The sequence below is a fragment of the Sphingomonas sp. Leaf230 genome (genome assembly GCF_001421745.1).
GTDB lineage: Bacteria > Pseudomonadota > Alphaproteobacteria > Sphingomonadales > Sphingomonadaceae > Sphingomonas.
Genome location: NZ_LMKW01000014.1, coordinates 60,061 through 75,510 on the forward strand (window position 1 = coordinate 60,061; position 15,450 = coordinate 75,510).

The 15,450-nt window shown below is 65.5% G+C and carries 15 protein-coding genes and 1 pseudogene; 9 read left to right on the top strand and 7 right to left on the bottom strand.

Features of this window, described 5'->3' with window-relative positions; genetic code table 11:
- Positions 1 to 57 precede the first annotated feature (57 nt).
- The 4 genes and pseudogenes from ASE82_RS18185 to ASE82_RS18200 all read left to right on the top strand — a co-directional run.
- Positions 58 to 291, top strand: a pseudogene (locus ASE82_RS18185) (3TM-type holin); the annotation flags it as partial.
- Between the two features lie 312 nt (positions 292 to 603).
- The gene (hslV, locus tag ASE82_RS18190; RefSeq protein ID WP_056066793.1) at positions 604 to 1,146 is read left to right on the top strand and encodes an ATP-dependent protease subunit HslV; all 543 of its coding nucleotides are present in this window, start codon (positions 604 to 606) and stop codon (positions 1,144 to 1,146) included.
- A gap of 119 nt (positions 1,147 to 1,265) precedes the next feature.
- Positions 1,266 to 2,561, top strand: a complete 1,296-nt coding sequence (gene hslU / locus ASE82_RS18195) for an ATP-dependent protease ATPase subunit HslU (RefSeq protein WP_056066762.1) — start codon at positions 1,266 to 1,268, stop codon at positions 2,559 to 2,561.
- A 113-nt stretch (positions 2,562 to 2,674) separates the two neighbouring features.
- Positions 2,675 to 3,340 carry a nitroreductase gene (locus ASE82_RS18200; RefSeq protein ID WP_056066765.1) on the top strand — a complete coding sequence of 222 codons (666 nt, stop codon included), beginning with the start codon at positions 2,675 to 2,677 and terminating at the stop codon, positions 3,338 to 3,340.
- A 219-nt stretch (positions 3,341 to 3,559) separates the two neighbouring features.
- On the opposite strand, the gene ASE82_RS18205 is transcribed toward ASE82_RS18200, so the two are convergent.
- The 4 genes from ASE82_RS18205 to ASE82_RS18220 form a co-directional block, all read right to left on the bottom strand.
- The gene (locus ASE82_RS18205) at positions 3,560 to 3,826 is read right to left on the bottom strand and encodes a hypothetical protein (RefSeq protein WP_056051816.1); all 267 of its coding nucleotides are present in this window, start codon (positions 3,824 to 3,826) and stop codon (positions 3,560 to 3,562) included.
- 57 nt (positions 3,827 to 3,883) lie between these two features.
- The gene (locus tag ASE82_RS18210) at positions 3,884 to 5,323 is read right to left on the bottom strand and encodes a DEAD/DEAH box helicase (protein ID WP_056066767.1); all 1,440 of its coding nucleotides are present in this window, start codon (positions 5,321 to 5,323) and stop codon (positions 3,884 to 3,886) included.
- Positions 5,324 to 5,549: 226 nt separating this feature from the next.
- Positions 5,550 to 6,284 (bottom strand): Crp/Fnr family transcriptional regulator, encoded by a 735-nt coding sequence (locus tag ASE82_RS18215; RefSeq protein WP_235518982.1) that lies wholly within the window; start codon positions 6,282 to 6,284, stop codon positions 5,550 to 5,552.
- A 171-nt stretch (positions 6,285 to 6,455) separates the two neighbouring features.
- A complete protein-coding gene (locus tag ASE82_RS18220; protein WP_056066769.1) occupies positions 6,456 to 6,686 on the bottom strand; it encodes a DUF6894 family protein in 231 nt (76 codons plus the stop codon).
- Between the two features lie 151 nt (positions 6,687 to 6,837).
- Between ASE82_RS18220 and ASE82_RS18225 the strand changes: the two genes are divergently transcribed.
- The 5 genes from ASE82_RS18225 (at position 6,838) to ASE82_RS18245 (ending at position 11,933) form a co-directional block, all read left to right on the top strand.
- On the top strand, positions 6,838 to 7,857 hold the full coding sequence (locus tag ASE82_RS18225; RefSeq protein WP_056066772.1) for a fumarylacetoacetate hydrolase family protein: 1,020 nt from the start codon (positions 6,838 to 6,840) through the stop codon (positions 7,855 to 7,857).
- 139 nt (positions 7,858 to 7,996) lie between these two features.
- Positions 7,997 to 9,286, top strand: coding sequence for a thiamine pyrophosphate-dependent enzyme (locus ASE82_RS18230; RefSeq protein ID WP_056066799.1), 1,290 nt, complete (start codon positions 7,997 to 7,999; stop codon positions 9,284 to 9,286).
- 56 nt (positions 9,287 to 9,342) lie between these two features.
- A complete protein-coding gene (locus tag ASE82_RS18235) occupies positions 9,343 to 10,350 on the top strand; it encodes an alpha-ketoacid dehydrogenase subunit beta (RefSeq protein WP_056053047.1) in 1,008 nt (335 codons plus the stop codon).
- Positions 10,350 to 11,702 carry a dihydrolipoamide acetyltransferase family protein gene (locus ASE82_RS18240; RefSeq protein WP_056066775.1) on the top strand — a complete coding sequence of 451 codons (1,353 nt, stop codon included), beginning with the start codon at positions 10,350 to 10,352 and terminating at the stop codon, positions 11,700 to 11,702. Before ASE82_RS18235 ends, ASE82_RS18240 begins: the two co-directional genes overlap by 1 nt.
- A gap of 15 nt (positions 11,703 to 11,717) precedes the next feature.
- A complete protein-coding gene (locus ASE82_RS18245; protein ID WP_056066778.1) occupies positions 11,718 to 11,933 on the top strand; it encodes a hypothetical protein in 216 nt (71 codons plus the stop codon).
- 119 nt (positions 11,934 to 12,052) lie between these two features.
- Here the strand turns inward: ASE82_RS18245 and ASE82_RS18250 are convergent, their stop codons facing one another.
- The 3 genes from ASE82_RS18250 to ASE82_RS18260 form a co-directional block, all read right to left on the bottom strand.
- Positions 12,053 to 12,829, bottom strand: a complete 777-nt coding sequence (locus ASE82_RS18250) for an SDR family NAD(P)-dependent oxidoreductase (protein WP_200910753.1) — start codon at positions 12,827 to 12,829, stop codon at positions 12,053 to 12,055.
- Positions 12,830 to 12,984: 155 nt separating this feature from the next.
- Entirely contained in the window at positions 12,985 to 14,181 is a 1,197-nt protein-coding gene (locus ASE82_RS18255; protein ID WP_056066782.1) for a thiolase family protein, read from the bottom strand.
- Between the two features lie 65 nt (positions 14,182 to 14,246).
- On the bottom strand, positions 14,247 to 15,450 hold a 1,204-nt coding region (locus tag ASE82_RS18260), incomplete at its 5' end, for a glucoamylase family protein (protein ID WP_156348961.1).

The following is a 15,450-nucleotide window of genomic DNA, read 5'->3' on the forward strand; positions in this document are numbered from 1 at the left end:
CTTTGTGCACTTCCAGATTTTCGGAGACAGCCAATGACCCCGCAACCCCTTGATCCAGCACCAGACCCCTGGATCATCCGAGCCCGCCCGACCTTTCTCTACGTGATGTACACATTGCTGCTCGGCGCGATCCCCGCAGGCCTGATCGCCGCGGTCCGCCCGCAAACGGCGCAGGCGATCGCGGCGGGCATGGCGGCGTATTTGAACGCAATTCCCGAACCGCTCTACGCGCTCTTCGGCACCGGCTATCTCGGCTACACGGTGGCCCGGGAATGGGGGAAGGGCCGATGACGTGCACCCCTTACCGCCACTCCCCCCAACCGCGCGCGCCTTACCGCCCCCCCCCAACCGTTCGTGCCGAGTAGCGACCGAGTAGCCCCCTTGGGCGTATCGAGGGCGCGTATCGAGGTACAGGTGACACGCGCAACCTCAATCCCTCGATACGCGCTCTCGACAAGCTCGATCGCTACTCGGGACGAACGGAAGTGGGATGGCCGACACGAACGGGAGGTCGGCCGACACGAACGGCGCGCGTTCGGGCAGGGGCGTTGCACCCCCAAAACCAAACCCTACATCGCGCCTATGAGCAACGACCCCCACGCCATGCCGACATGGCACGGCACCACGATCCTCTCGGTCCGCCGCGGCGGCAAGGTCGTCGTGATCGGCGACGGCCAGGTCTCGATGGGCCAGACCGTCATGAAACCCAACGCGCGCAAGGTCCGCCGCCTAGGTGACGGCAGCGTCATCGGCGGGTTCGCCGGCGCGACCGCCGACGCCTTCACGCTGTTCGAACGCCTCGAGCGCAAGCTCGAAGCGCACCAGGGCCAACTCCTGCGCGCCGCGGTCGAACTCGCCAAGGACTGGCGGACGGACAAGTTCCTCCGCAACCTCGAAGCGATGATGATCGTCGCCGACAAGGACGTCACGCTGATCCTCACCGGCAACGGCGACGTGCTCGAACCCGAGAATGGCGTCGCCGCGATCGGTTCCGGCGGCAACTACGCGCTCGCCGCCGCCCGAGCGCTGGTAGAATACGAGACCGATGCCGAAGTCCTCTGCCGCAAGGCAATGGGCATAGCGTCCGAACTCTGCGTCTACACCAACGACCGCCTCACGGTCGAAACGATGGACAGCACCACGTAATCCCCCTCCCGCTTGCGGGAGGGGTTAGGGGAGGGGCTGAAATACACCCCACCCACGCCTTTCGCTGCGGCCACGCCCTCCCCCGACCCCTCCCGAGCGGGAGGGGAGAAGGTAACAAAATGAACGACCAGCTCACTCCCAAGGCCATCGTCGCCGCGCTCGACGCCCACATCATCGGCCAGGCCGCCGCGAAACGCGCGGTCGCGGTCGCGATGCGCAACCGCTGGCGCCGCCAGCAGCTCAGCGAAGACCTCCGCGACGAGGTCACGCCCAAGAACATCCTGATGATCGGACCGACCGGCTGCGGCAAGACCGAGATCAGCCGCCGCCTGGCCAAGCTCGCCGACGCACCGTTCGTGAAGGTCGAGGCGACCAAGTTCACCGAGGTCGGCTATGTCGGCCGCGACGTCGAGCAGATCGCCCGCGACCTCGTCGAGGAAGCCATCCGCCTCGAAAAGGAACGGCGTCGTATAGCCGTCAAGGACAAGGCCGAAGAGGCAGCGATGGGGCGTTTGCTCGACGCACTCGTCGGCAAGGATTCGAGCACCGCGACGCGCGAAAGCTTCAAGCAGCGCTTCCTCGATGGTCACCTGAACTCCGCCGAAGTCGAGATCGAGGTCGAGCAGGCGCCGACCACGCCGTTCGAAATCCCCGGCGGCGCGCCGCAGATGATCAATCTCGGCGAGATGATGAAGTCGTTCGGCGGCGGCCAGCAGCTCAAGCGACGGAAACTCACCGTCCACGCGGCGTGGGACAAGCTCGTCGAGGAAGAGGCCGACAAGCGCCTCGACCAAGACGAGGTGAGCCGCGCGGCGCTGGCCGACGCCGAGGCCAACGGCATCGTCTTCCTCGACGAGATCGACAAGATCGCGGTCGCGGACGGCCGCGGCGGTTCGATCAGCCGTGAAGGCGTCCAGCGTGACCTGTTGCCCTTGATCGAAGGCACCACCGTGGCCACTAAGTACGGCCCGATGAAGACCGACCACATCCTCTTCATCGCCAGCGGTGCATTCCACGTCGCCAAGCCAAGCGACCTGCTTCCCGAACTCCAGGGTCGCCTGCCGATCCGCGTCGAGCTGAAGGGCCTCACCGAAGCCGATTTCGTCGCGATCCTGTCGGACACCAAGGCGTCGCTGCCGCTCCAGTACAAGGCGCTGATCGCCACCGAAGGCGTCGGCATCGAGTTCACCGAAGACGGCATCGCCGCAATCGCGCGCATCGCCGCCGAGGTGAATTCCGAGATCGAAAACATCGGCGCCCGACGTCTGCAGACGGTGATGGAAAAGCTGCTCGAGGAGGTAAGCTACAACGCGGAGGACCGCGGCGGCTCAAACCTCGTCATAGACGGCGCCTACGTCGACAGCCAGCTGAAGGAAATCGCCCGCAACACCGACCTGAGCCGCTTCGTGCTGTAATCGGCAGGCCTACCGTTTTCCTGCGAACGCAGGAATCCAGGGTAACGTGGCTAAACGCTCGTAACCCTGGACTCCTGCGTGCGCAGGAGAACAAAATTGGAGAGGAGAACACGATGGACGTGACCGAAGCCATAGACGCTCGCCGCTCCGTCCGAGGCTTCCTCGACACTCCCGTCGATCCCGCACTCCTCCGCGACATCGCAATAAAAGCGTCCCGAGCGGCAACCGGCGGCAACCTCCAGCCTTGGTACATCGCTATCGTCCAAGGTGAGGCGATGACACGGCTCAAGACCATAATGGCCGACAATCTAGCCACCGGCGCAACCGAAACCCCAGCATACGACGTCTACCCGAAAGACCTCGCCGCTCCCTACCGAGACCGCCGCTACGCCGTCGGCGAAGCGATGTACGCGCACCTCGGCATCCCCCGCGACGACAAGCCGGCGCGGCAGAAATGGTTCGCCCGAAACTTCCAGTTCTTCGGCGCCCCCGCCGCCTATTTCTGCACGGTCGACAAGCGCATGGGCCCGCCGCAATGGTCGGACCTCGGCATGTACCTGCAGAATCTGATGCTGTTGGCGGTCGAAGCCGGCCTCGCCACCTGCCCGCAGGAATGCTGGGCGATGTATCCGGAAACGATCGGCACGTTCCTCGGAACACCCGAAGACCGCATGCTCTTCTGCGGCATGGCGATCGGCTACGAGGACAAGAGCGCGCCGGCCAATGCACTGCGCACCGCGCGCGCGGACGAAGTCGAATGGCTTACGACGATCCGCTGATTCAATCCGTCATCGCAAACAGAGTACCACCCCGGCGAAGGCCGGGGCCCAATTGGGTGACAAGTGTAACTGGCGGAAGCGCTTCGTTACCCCGGCCTTCCCAATTGGGCCCCGGCCTTCGCCGGGGTGGTGTATATGGGCCGGGTACGTCGCCCCCATTTTGTTCATCCGCGAAGGCGGGTGCCCAGACTGGGTCCCCGCCTTCGCGGGGAGACAAGTTTAGAGGACTACCGTAACCGGCTTGGCACCCTTGATCCCCGCGAGGATCATCGCTTCCCAGACAGCCGGATCACCCGCCGCGGCCATTGCCTTATCCGGCTCGCGCAACGTCTTCAGCACTGCCAGCGCATCGGGCAGATAATCCGCCCACGCATCGTCGATCAGCCGCGAAGCCGACTCTGCATCGCCGCCGGCATTCGCGCTGATGCGCTGTCCCGCCAGCACGCGTGCGACGCGCTCGGCGACAGGTGTAGTGGAAACGTCCATGAGCATTCTCCTCGCAGGACCGGTCTACACCAAACCCGCGAGGCGAACGAATGCTCCTTAGCGTGCCGAGCTCGGGCCCGCGCCGCGGCTCGGACCACGACCACCGCCGCCGCCGCCACTAGCCGGACGGCCACCGCCGCCCTGACCACCGGGACGACCACCGCCCTGCGGACGACTGCCGCCCTGACCGCCGCCGCCACCCTGGCCACCACGGCTAGCACCCGCATAGTTGCGACCGGTCGTACCGGTCGCCCTAGGCGAATGCGTCGCGCGCGGCCGTGCCGGATCGCGCGGACGGTCGATCCGGACTTCGGGGTCGGCACCCATCGTCTTGACGCGCGTCTGCTTGATCTGGTTCGACAGGTTGACGAAATCCTCCGGCAGCGAGCGGACCTGGACCTTCTGGCGGGTGATCCGCTCGATGTCGCGCAGGTACGCCTTCTCGTCATCCGCGCAGAACGCGACGGCGATGCCGCTGGCGCCCGCACGCGCGGTACGGCCGATGCGGTGGACATACTGCTCGGCGACATTCGGCAGCTCGAAGTTGATGACGTGCGAAACGCCCGAGACGTCGATGCCGCGCGCGGCGATGTCGGTCGCGATCAGGACCTTGACCTTGCCCTGCTTGAACTCGCCGAGAGCCCGCTCGCGCTGGCCCTGGCTCTTGTTGCCATGGATCGCGTTCGAGGCGATGCCGTTGCCCGCGAGCAGCTTCACGACGCGGTCGGCGCCGTGCTTGGTACGCGTGAAGACGAGCGCGCGATCGATCGCCGGATCGGCCAGCGTGATCGTCAGCAGCGCCTGCTTCTCCGACTGGTTGCAGAAGGTGACATACTGGTCGACTCGCTCGGCGGTCGTCGCGGCCGGCTTCACCGACACCGTCTTCGGGTCGAGCAGGAACTGGCTGGCCAGCTCGCGGATCGCGACCGGCATCGTCGCCGAGAAGAACAAAGTCTGGCGCTTCTTCGGCAGCATGCGGACGATCTTCTTCAGCGCATGGATGAAGCCGAGATCCATCATCTGGTCGGCTTCGTCGAGCACGAGGATCTCGATCATCGACAGGTTGCAGAAGCCCTGCTCGATCAGGTCGATCAGGCGGCCCGGCGTGGCGACGAGGATGTCGACGCCGCGGCTCAGGTCTTGGCGGTTCTTGTTGATGCTGGTGCCGCCGAACACGGTGGTCACCGACATCTTGCTGAACTGGCCGTAGGCGCGCGCGCTGTCGGCGATCTGACTGGCGAGTTCGCGCGTCGGTGCTAGCACCAGCATGCGGCAATGCGTCGGCAGGACGCGCTTCTGGGTTTCGGTCAGGTGCTGGATCGACGGCAGCACGAACGCGGCGGTCTTGCCGGTGCCGGTCTGCGCGATGCCGAGCAGATCGTCGCCCTCGAGCAGGATCGGGATCGACTGCGCCTGGATCGGCGTCGGCTCGGTATAGCCCTTGGCTTCGAGCGCACGGACGAGCGGCTCGGCAAGGCCGAGGTTTGCAAATGACATGAATAGTCTCTCAAATAGATGCCGGGCTCGCGAATCCACACAAGGACGCGCGAGGGGCGGTGGTGTTTTGACACCCCGCGTGAAAAGGGAAGCCCGTTGGAAACGACCGAGGCGGAGCTAAGACCGGCTAGGGTCCAATCACGCTGCATTACGCCTCGATAGCGGCCATCTGGCGTATCACGGTCGAAAAGTCAACCTTCGGCCCCTTTTTGCACCCAGGGCTGGGTCAGCGGCGGATCTGACCCAAGTGCAGATAGCGCTCGTTGAACTCGGCGGCATCGCGCAGGCGGGGCCAGTCGATCACGCTCACCTGGCGTTTCTTGCGCGCGATCAGGCCGTCGGTCTCGAGCGATTTGAGCACGCGGTTGACGTGGACGGGGGTGAGTCCGAGCGCATCGCCCAACTGCTCCTGCGTCATCGGCAACTCATACGCCATCGCATCGGCGAGCGTCGATTTCTGGAACCGCACCGAAAATTCACACAGCAGATGCGCCAGCCGGCTCCGCGCATTGCGCCGCCCGACATTCAACAGCCACTCGCGATGAATCGACGACTCGACCAGCGCGTCGATCCAAAGGGCCTGGCCTGCCGCCGGGCACGCCTCGATGAAAAGGCGCAATGCCGCGATCGGCACTTCGGCCAGCGTCAACCGGGTCAGCGCTTGGATGTCATGATCGGATTCATCGAGGAACAGGTTCTGCAGATCGACGAACTCGCCCGGCATCAGGATCGACACGATCTCGCGCTCGCCGTTCGGCGTCAGCTTCTGCCGATAGGCCAGCCCCTCGAGAATGAACGCGCAGCGCGTCGGACGCTGGCCCTCGCGCAGCATATAGGTCGACGCATCGATCGTCCGGACCTTGAACGGCAAGGCCGCGATCTGCGCGCGATCGTCCGCACCCATCGCCATCCGCGATTCGAACTTCCGTAACACCTTCTCAGTCACGGTGGAGATATCCACGTGCACTCTCCGCATCCAGTGCAGGAGCACTCGTTTCTCGCTGTCACCCTCTCTGGAATAGCGCGTTGCGACAACACGCACCTTATCCCAGGATTGACCGAGGTGACAAAACCCATGTTATGACATTTATACGTCCGATTGCCGAAAACGTGGTGGAGGCCAGCCGCTCGGCTAGCTCGTTTCGTCGATCGTCACCGTGACCGTCAGCAGAACGCTGCCCGCCTCGTTCCGTACGGCGACGCTGAACCGAGCGCCGTCGCGTGCGATCCCCGGATGATCGCTCAGATAATCACCCGCGAAGATCACTGCCTGAACGCGTGCTTCCTCGTCGTCCGCCAGGTTCGTGCCGTCGTCGTCGTTGACGTGTTTATGGTTGTCGATATCGAAGAAGTATCTGGGCATGCTCACCTTCCTCGACCGTTACGCAAATTCGAACCTATCAGGTCGACATTGGCTCCGCTCTTACCAAAATCAGGTTTGCTGCACGCTGGATGCTCGACTTGAACTCCGTCACGGGCGTAGGATGCGTACAAACATATAGAGGATCCGCCCCATGAAACTGGCCAGCCTGAAGCATCCCGACGCCACCCAAGGACGAGACGGCAAGCTCGTCGTCGTCTCCAACGACCTCGCTTGGTATGCCGATGCGAGCCACATCGCGCCGACGCTGCAGGCCGCGCTCGACGACTGGGACCGGCTTTCGATCGACCTCAAGAACCTGTCGACCGATCTTGAGCACGAGATGATCCCGATGCGCCGCTTCCACGAGCATGATGCCGAGTCGCCGCTGCCACGGGCGTATCAATGGGCTGATGGCTCGGCCTACGTGAATCATGTTGCGCTCGTGCGACAGGCCCGGTCGGCGGAGATGCCCGACAGCTTCTGGCACGATCCGCTGATGTACCAGGGCGGCTCGGACGGGTTCCTCGGGCCCCGCGATCCGATCCCGCTCGCCGACGAGTCTTGGGGCTGCGACATGGAGGGCGAGGTCGTCGTCGTCACCGGCGACGTGCCGCTCGGTGCGAGTCGCGAGGAGGCGCTGGCGGCGATCCTGCTGGTCGGGCTCACCAACGACGTATCCTTGCGCAACCTGATCCCCGGCGAACTCGGCAAGGGCTTCGGTTTCTTCCAGTCGAAGCCGGCCAGCGCGTTCTCGCCGGTGTTCGTCACCCCCGACTCGCTCGGCGATTGGTGGAAGGACGGCAAGCTGCATCGCAAGCTGATGGTCGACCTCAACGGCCAGCCGCTCGGTCGCGCCGAGGCGGGCGAGGACATGACGTTCGACTTCGGCACGCTGGTCGCGCACGCCGCCAAGACTCGGAAGCTCGGCGCGGGAACGATCGTCGGCTCTGGCACCGTCTCGAACCGCGGCCCCGATGGCGGTCCGGGCAAGTCGGTGGCCGAGGGCGGCGTCGGCTATTCCTGTCTCGCCGAAGTGCGGACGATCGAGACGATCCAGGGCGGCAAGCCCGTCACGCCGTTCCTCAAGCAGGGTGACGTCGTCCGGATTTGGGCGGAGGACGACAAGCGCCATCCCATCTTCGGCGTGATCGAACAGACCGTCGGCGGCTGAATTCCGCGGAGGGGGAGAAAAAATCCGCGCGGCACATCGTGAATGCGCAACTCCCCCTCGCAATCTGCGTTGAAATTTAATAACAAGCCTCGGTAAGAGTGTTCCGCGGTCACAGCGGCCTCATGGAGATGGAATGACGATGGCAAGCGAGCATCCGCGCGCCAATTTGCAGCCACTTACGTTGCATATCCCCGAGCCGAAGTTCCGCCCCGGCGACGCGGTGGACTTCGCCGAAGTCGACGTGCCGCCCGCCGGCCAGGCGCGCCGTCCCGACACCGCGGACAAGGCGTCCGACTTCATCGATCTCGCCTACACATTGGTCCGCGTACTCGACGACGACGGCAACGCTGTCGGGCCTTGGGACCCCAAGCTTTCGCCCGACGTGATGCGCCGCATGTTGCGCAGCATGGCGCTGCTACGCGCGTTCGACGAGCGCATGTTCCGCGCACAGCGGCAGGGCAAGACCAGCTTCTACATGAAGGCGCTGGGCGAGGAGGCGGTCGCGGTCGCGGCGGCGTACGCGCTCGACTACGAGGACATGTGCTTCCCCTCGTACCGCCAGCAGGGGCTGCTGATCGCACGGGGCTGGAGCCTCGTCGACATGATGAACCAGATCTATTCGAACACCGCGGATCGGCTCGGCGGCAAGCAGCTGCCGATCATGTATTCGGTCAAGGAAGCCGGGTTCTTCTCGATCTCGGGCAACCTCACCACGCAATACCCTCAGGCAGTCGGCTGGGCGATGGCGTCCGCCGCCAAGGGCGACACGCGGATCGCCGCCACATGGTGCGGCGAGGGCTCGACCGCCGAGGGCGACTTCCACTCGGCGTGCACGTTCGCCGCGGTCTACCGCGCGCCGGTGATCTTCAACGTCGTCAACAACCAGTGGGCGATCTCCAGCTTCTCCGGGTTCGCCGGCGCCGAGGCGACGACGTTCGCGGCGCGTGCGGTCGGCTACGGAATCGCCGGGCTCCGGGTGGACGGCAACGACGCGCTCGCCGTGTACGCCGCGACTGAGTGGGCCGCCGAGCGCGCGCGGACCAACCAGGGCCCGACGCTGATCGAGCACTTCACCTACCGCGCGGAAGGCCATTCGACCTCCGACGATCCCGGCCAGTATCGCAGCGAGGGCGAACCCAACGCCTGGCCGCTCGGTGACCCGATCAAGCGCCTCAAGGATCACCTCATCGCGATCGGCGAATGGGACGACGAGCGCCACGCCGCGCAGGACAAGGAACTCGCCGAGCAGGTCAAGGCCGCGCAGAAGGAAGCCGAGAAGAACGGCATCCTCGGCCATGGTCTGCATCAGCCGCTCGAATCGTTGTTCGACGGCGTGTTCGAGGAACTGCCGTGGCATCTGAAGGAGCAGCGTCAGCAGATGCTCGATGAAGAAACGGCCAGCGGCCGTCCATGGGATCGCAAGGCATGAGCGACATGATCGAGGCACCCGAGTCCGAAGCGGCGGGCTCCGAACCCACCGCCCGCATGAACATGATCCAGGCGATCAACTCTGCCATGGACATCATGATGGAGCGCGACCCCGACGTGATCGTCATGGGCGAGGACGTCGGCTATTTCGGCGGCGTCTTCCGCGCGACCGCCGGGCTCCAGGCCAAGCACGGCAAGACACGCGTCTTCGACACGCCGATCACCGAATGCGGGATCATCGGCGTCGCGGTCGGCATGGGCGCGTACGGCCTGCGCCCGGTGCCCGAGATCCAGTTCGCGGACTACATCTACCCCGCGCTCGACCAGCTCGTGTCCGAAGCCGCACGCCTCCGTTACCGCTCCGCCGGCGAGTTCACCTCGCCGATCACGGTGCGCTCGCCCTTCGGCGGCGGCATCTTCGGCGGCCAGACGCACAGCCAGTCGCCGGAGGGGCTCTTCACCCACATGTCCGGCATCAAGACGGTTATCCCGTCGACGCCCTATGACGCCAAGGGCCTGCTGATCGCCGCGATCGAGGACAACGACCCGACGCTCTTCTTCGAGCCCAAGCGCATCTATAATGGTCCGTTCGACGGCTACTGGGATCGCCCGTCGCAGAACTGGTCGAAGCATCCGGCCGGCGAAGTCCCGACAGGTTACTACAAGATCGAGCTCGGCAAGGCGAAGATCGTCCGCGCGGGCGAGGCGCTTACGATCCTCGCCTACGGCACGATGGTCCATGTCTGCGCAGCCGTGGTCGCCGAGGCCGGGATCGACGCCGAGATCGTCGATCTGCGCACGCTCGTGCCGCTCGACATCGAGACGATCGAGGCGTCGGTGAAGAAGACCGGTCGCTGCATGATCGTCCACGAGGCGACTCGCACCAGCGGCTTCGGCGCGGAGCTGTCGGCGATCGTCCAGGAACGCTGTTTCTACCATCTCGAGGCGCCGATCGAGCGCGTGACCGGGTTCGACACGCCGTACCCGCACAGCCTCGAATGGGCGTATTTCCCGGGGCCGGTTCGCATTGGCGAAGCCCTGAAAAAGATCATGAAGGACGCATAATGGCCCGCTTCACCTTCAAGCTGCCGGACATCGGCGAAGGCATCTCCGAGGCCGAGATCGTCGCATGGCACGTCGCCATCGGCGACCGCGTCGAGGAGGATTCGCCGATCGCCGACATGATGACCGACAAGGCCACCGTCGAGATGGAATCGCCGGTGACCGGCATCGTCGTCGAACTCGCGGGCGAAGTCGGCGACCAGGTGTCGATCGGCGCTGCGCTGGTGGTGATCGAGACGGACGCGGTGGACGCCGCGGACGAAGTCGTCGCTGCGCCGCTCACCTCCGCCCAGGCCGAAACCGCTGAACAATACGAAGCCGAGAACCCCGGCGTCGAAGAAGTGGTCGACGCATCGACGTCCACCCCCCCGGCGGAGGCCGGGGCCCAATTGGGGGGGGCTGGCAACGAAGTGCAGTCCGACGTTACGACGACCTCTCCACTTGGACCCCGGCCTTCGCCGGGGGGGAGTGAGGGGAAGGTGCCCGCCTCCGTGGCACACGCACTCGCATCCCCCGCAGTCCGCGCCCGCGCCCGCGATCTCGGTATCGACCTAGCCTCGGTAAAGACCGACTCCGACCGCGTCCGCCACGCCGACCTCGACGCCTACCTCCGCTACGGCTCGGGCGAAGGCTACCACTCCCCCCACGCGTCGCGCGCCCGCGAAGACCAGCCCATAAAAGTCATCGGCATGCGCCGCCGCATCGCCGAGAACATGGCCGCGTCGAAGCGCGCGATCCCGCACTTCACCTATGTCGACGAGATCGACGTCACCGCCCTCGAAGCGATGCGCGCCGACCTCAACGCCAACCGCGGCGGCCGCCCCAAGCTGACGATGCTCCCGCTGATGATCGTCGCGATCTGCAAGACGATCCCCGACTTCCCGATGCTCAACGCGCGTTACGACGACGAGGCGGGCGTGGTAACCCGCCACGGCGCCATCCACCTCGGCATGGCCGCGCAGACCGACGCCGGGCTCACCGTCCCCGTGATCCGCGACGCGCAGGACCGCAACGTCTGGCAGCTCGCTACCGAGATCACCCGCCTCGCCGAAGCCGCGCGCGCCGGCAAGCTCACGCCCAGCGAGATGGGCGGCGGCACGATCACCGTAACCTCGCTCGGCCCGCTCGGCGGCATCGCGACTACGCCGGTCATCAACCGCCCCGAAGTCGCGATCATCGGCCCCAACAAGATCGTCGAACGCCCGGTGTTCAAGGGTGACGAAGTGGTCCGCGCGAAACTGATGAACCTGTCGATCAGCTGCGACCACCGCGTCGTCGACGGCTGGGACGCGGCAAGCTTCGTCCAGGGTCTCAAGAAGTACCTCGAAACCCCCGTCCTGCTCTTCGCCGACTGAGCGAGCATTAAGGGCATGCACCGCGGCACCCTGACGATCGAGGGTAAATTCGAGGGCATGCTCGACGGCACCGCGATCGTCCCGGCCGGCGCCACCGCCGAGATCGCCGGGATGATCGACGGTACGCTGATCGTCGAACCCGGCGCAACGGTTTTCGTCAGCGGCATGGTCGACGGCGAGATCGTCGATCGTGGCGGTCAGATCACCATAACCGGCATGGTCAGCCGCTAACCGCCGCGCCCCTACGCCGCAGACGTGAAGTACCCAGACAATCCTCCCCCGCCAGGGGGAGGTGGCAGGCAAAGCCTGACGGAGGGGGCGGCAAGCGGAGCCGCTGTTTAGGTTACGCCTTACCCACGAGCTTTCTGCAACGCCCCCGCGATCCGCCGCGCAAAACTCCGCGGCGTAAACCGTATCCCCTCCGCCATCGCGAAGTTCAGCGCACCGGACACCTTCACCGCCCGGTTTGCGGCCAGCGCCGCCAACCCGTCGCGCACCACCGCCGCCGGATCGCTCGCCAATCGCTCGAACAGCGCGGTATCGCCAAGCCCCGCCACATCGGCGAACTCGGTCCGCGTCGGCCCGGGGCACAGCGCCGCCACGCGCACGCCCTTGTCCTTCACCTCCTCGTGCAGCGCTTCGGAAAAGCTCAGCACGAACGCCGTGCTCGCATAATAGACCGCCATCCACGGCCCCGGTTGGAACGACGCGACCGAGGCAAGGTTGAGTACCCCGCCAGACCCACGCGCGATCATCTGCGGCAGCACGGCATGCGCGAGCGCCACCAAGGCACGGCAATTCAAGTCGATCATGCCCAGTTGCAGCGCGCTATCGAGCTCGGCGAAATCACCTCGCGCACCGAACCCCGCATTGTTGACGAGTATGTCGATCGGCAACGCGGCGGCTGCGATGGCCGCAATGAGCGTGTCCGGTCCAGCCTGATCCGCAAGATCGGTGGCAAAGACATGCACCGTGACGCCGTGCGCCGCACGCAGTTCGGCAGCCAGCGCCTCGAGCCGATCGACCCGACGCGCGGTCAGGATCAGCGCATTGCCCTCGGCCGCAAGCGCCCGCGCAAAGCCTTCGCCCAACCCCGCCGATGCGCCGGTGATCAATGCCGTCGTCATAGCCCGCATCCCCATCCGAGAAGCCAAGAACCTGCGCCCGGCTCAAGACGTTGGCAATGGCCCGGACGCTCTCCCTCTCCCATCGGGGAGAGGGAAGGGGCCCGCGGCGTCTTCGCCGTGGGAAGGGTGAGGGCACGCCTATGTCGGCCCCCGCGTCAAACGATCTCGAATAACCCGGCAGCGCCCATGCCCCCAGCCGTGCACATCGACACCACGACATAGCGCACCCCGCGCTTGCGTCCCTCGATCAGCGCATGCCCCACTAGCCGCGATCCGGTCATCCCGAACGGATGCCCGACCGCGATCGCGCCGCCGTTGACGTTGTACTTCTCCGGATCGATCCCGAGGAAATCGCGACAATACAGGCACTGCGACGCGAACGCCTCGTTCAGCTCCCAGAGCCCGATGTCACCAACCGACAACCCCGCCCGCTCGAGCAGTTTCGGGATCGCGAAGATCGGCCCGATACCCATCTCCGCCGGGCTGCACCCCGCCGCCTGGAACCCGCGGTAGATGCCGAGGATGTCCTTGCCCTCGGCCTCCGCGGTCCTGCGATCCATCAGCAGTTGCGCCGACGCGCCATCGGAAAGCTGGCTGGCATTGCCCGCAGTCACGCTCGATCCCGGCCCCGAGAACTCGCCGCCCGGCCACACCGTCTTCAGCCCGCGCAGCCCCTCCAGCGTCGTGCCGGCGCGAATGCCCTCGTCCTGCGACAAGGTGACGCTCTCGATCCCGGCATGCGCGCCCTGCTTGTCGTACAGCGCCTTCTCGACGGTGATCGGCACGATCTCCTTGGCAAACGCCCCGCTCGCTAGCCCGGCGGCCGCACGCTGCTGGCTCATCGCGGCGTATTCGTCCTGCGCTTCACGGCTGATGCCGTATTTCTCCGCGACGATCTCCGCGGTCTCGATCATCGGGATATACGCCGCAGGCTCCTTCGCCACGACGCTCGCATTGACGAACCGCGGCGCGTCCTTCGTCACGGTATAGCTGATCGACTCCATCCCGCCCGCCAGCGCGACATCTGCCTCGTCGCACATGATCGTCCGCGCCGCGAGCGCCACCGCGGTCAGCCCCGACCCGCACTTCCGATCGAGCGTGAACGCGGGCACCGATTCCGGCAGCCCGCCCGCGAAGATCGCCATCCGCCCTGCATTGCCGCCCTGCGTGCCCCATTGATTGCCGACGCCCCAGAACACCTCGTCGATCCGCGCCGGATCGATCCCCGCGCGCTCGACCACCGCGTTCATCACATGCCCCGCCAGCACCGGCGCCTCGGTCGCATTGAAAGCGCCGCGATACGCCTTGCCGATAGCGGTACGGGCAGTCGAGACGATGGCGGCTTCACGCATGCTGGAACCTTTCGAGGATCGGGTATGCACTCGACCTAGGCGTTCCGGCGCGGCGGCGAAACCCCTTAAGGAACGCGCGCGAGCCATCCCCCGGTAAATCCGGCACGGTCCAGCCCGCGTCGGATATGCGGGTTCCGCCGCATCGTGTTCCACACCATGCCGGTCCGCCAATTCTCGATCATCGCGACGATCGGCCCCTGGTCGATACCGAGATAATCGACGTCGACCCAGCCCACGCCGGGCACGATCCGACCATGCTTGAGCGGTTCGCCCATCTCGGTCAGCGTCGGGTTGAACGCATCGAAGAACCCGTATTTGCCGTAGATCCCCTTGCCGTATCGATCGTGCATCGCGGTGATCGTGGGAATGACGAGATCCGGCGCAAACACGATCGATCCGACCGCGGCGGTAGGTGCGAGCGTACCGTCGTCGCGCGCGCCGGGCCCGCGTTCCGAGTAACTGAAGAACTCCCGCGTCCGCCCGCCGATTGTCGCCTTGAAATCGCCCGGCCCGTCGCACGCGGTCAGTCCCCAGATGTCGGGGCCATAGCCTGCGAACCCACCCGCATTGGCGATCGCATAGTCGCGCTGCGCGATCGTCGCGCGCTTGCTGTTCTCGAAATAATCGATGCCCTTGGTCGCGATGTACGGATCGCGGATGCCGCGGAAATCGACCCAGACATGGCTGTACTGGTGCACGAACATCGGCGGATAATGGAGATGATCGCCGCGCCACGACGGCTCGAACTTTTCGGTCAGCGCCCCCCAGGTCGATGGCGGCAGCGGATGCGTCGGTGATCCCAGCGCGAGCAGATACATCAGCATCCCCTCGTTGTAGATATTCCAGTCGCTCGGGATGAAGCCGCTCTCGGGATGCCAGCCCATCGAGAGGAACGGCGCACGCGGCGTGATCCAGGTCCAGTCGACCGCGCCGTAGATCTGGTCGGCCAGCGCGCGAATCCGCTGTTCCTCAGGGTGATCGCCGTCGAACCAGCTTTGCGCGAACAGCATCCCGCCCAGCAGCAACGCGGTATCGATCGTCGACAGTTCCGCGCGGGCGAACCGCTGGCCCTTGGTGATGCCGAGGAAGTGGTAGAAGAATCCCTTGTAGCCGCTGTTGCCGGTCGGCTCGGGGCCCATTGGTGCGATCGCGAAGAACTCCATCGTCGCCAGCGTCCGCTTCTCTATCGCGGCCTGAGTCAACAGGCGCAGACCACTCTCCGCCGCCGCGAGTGCGCCGGTTTGAGGAATTGGTAGGCGACGAAAATAC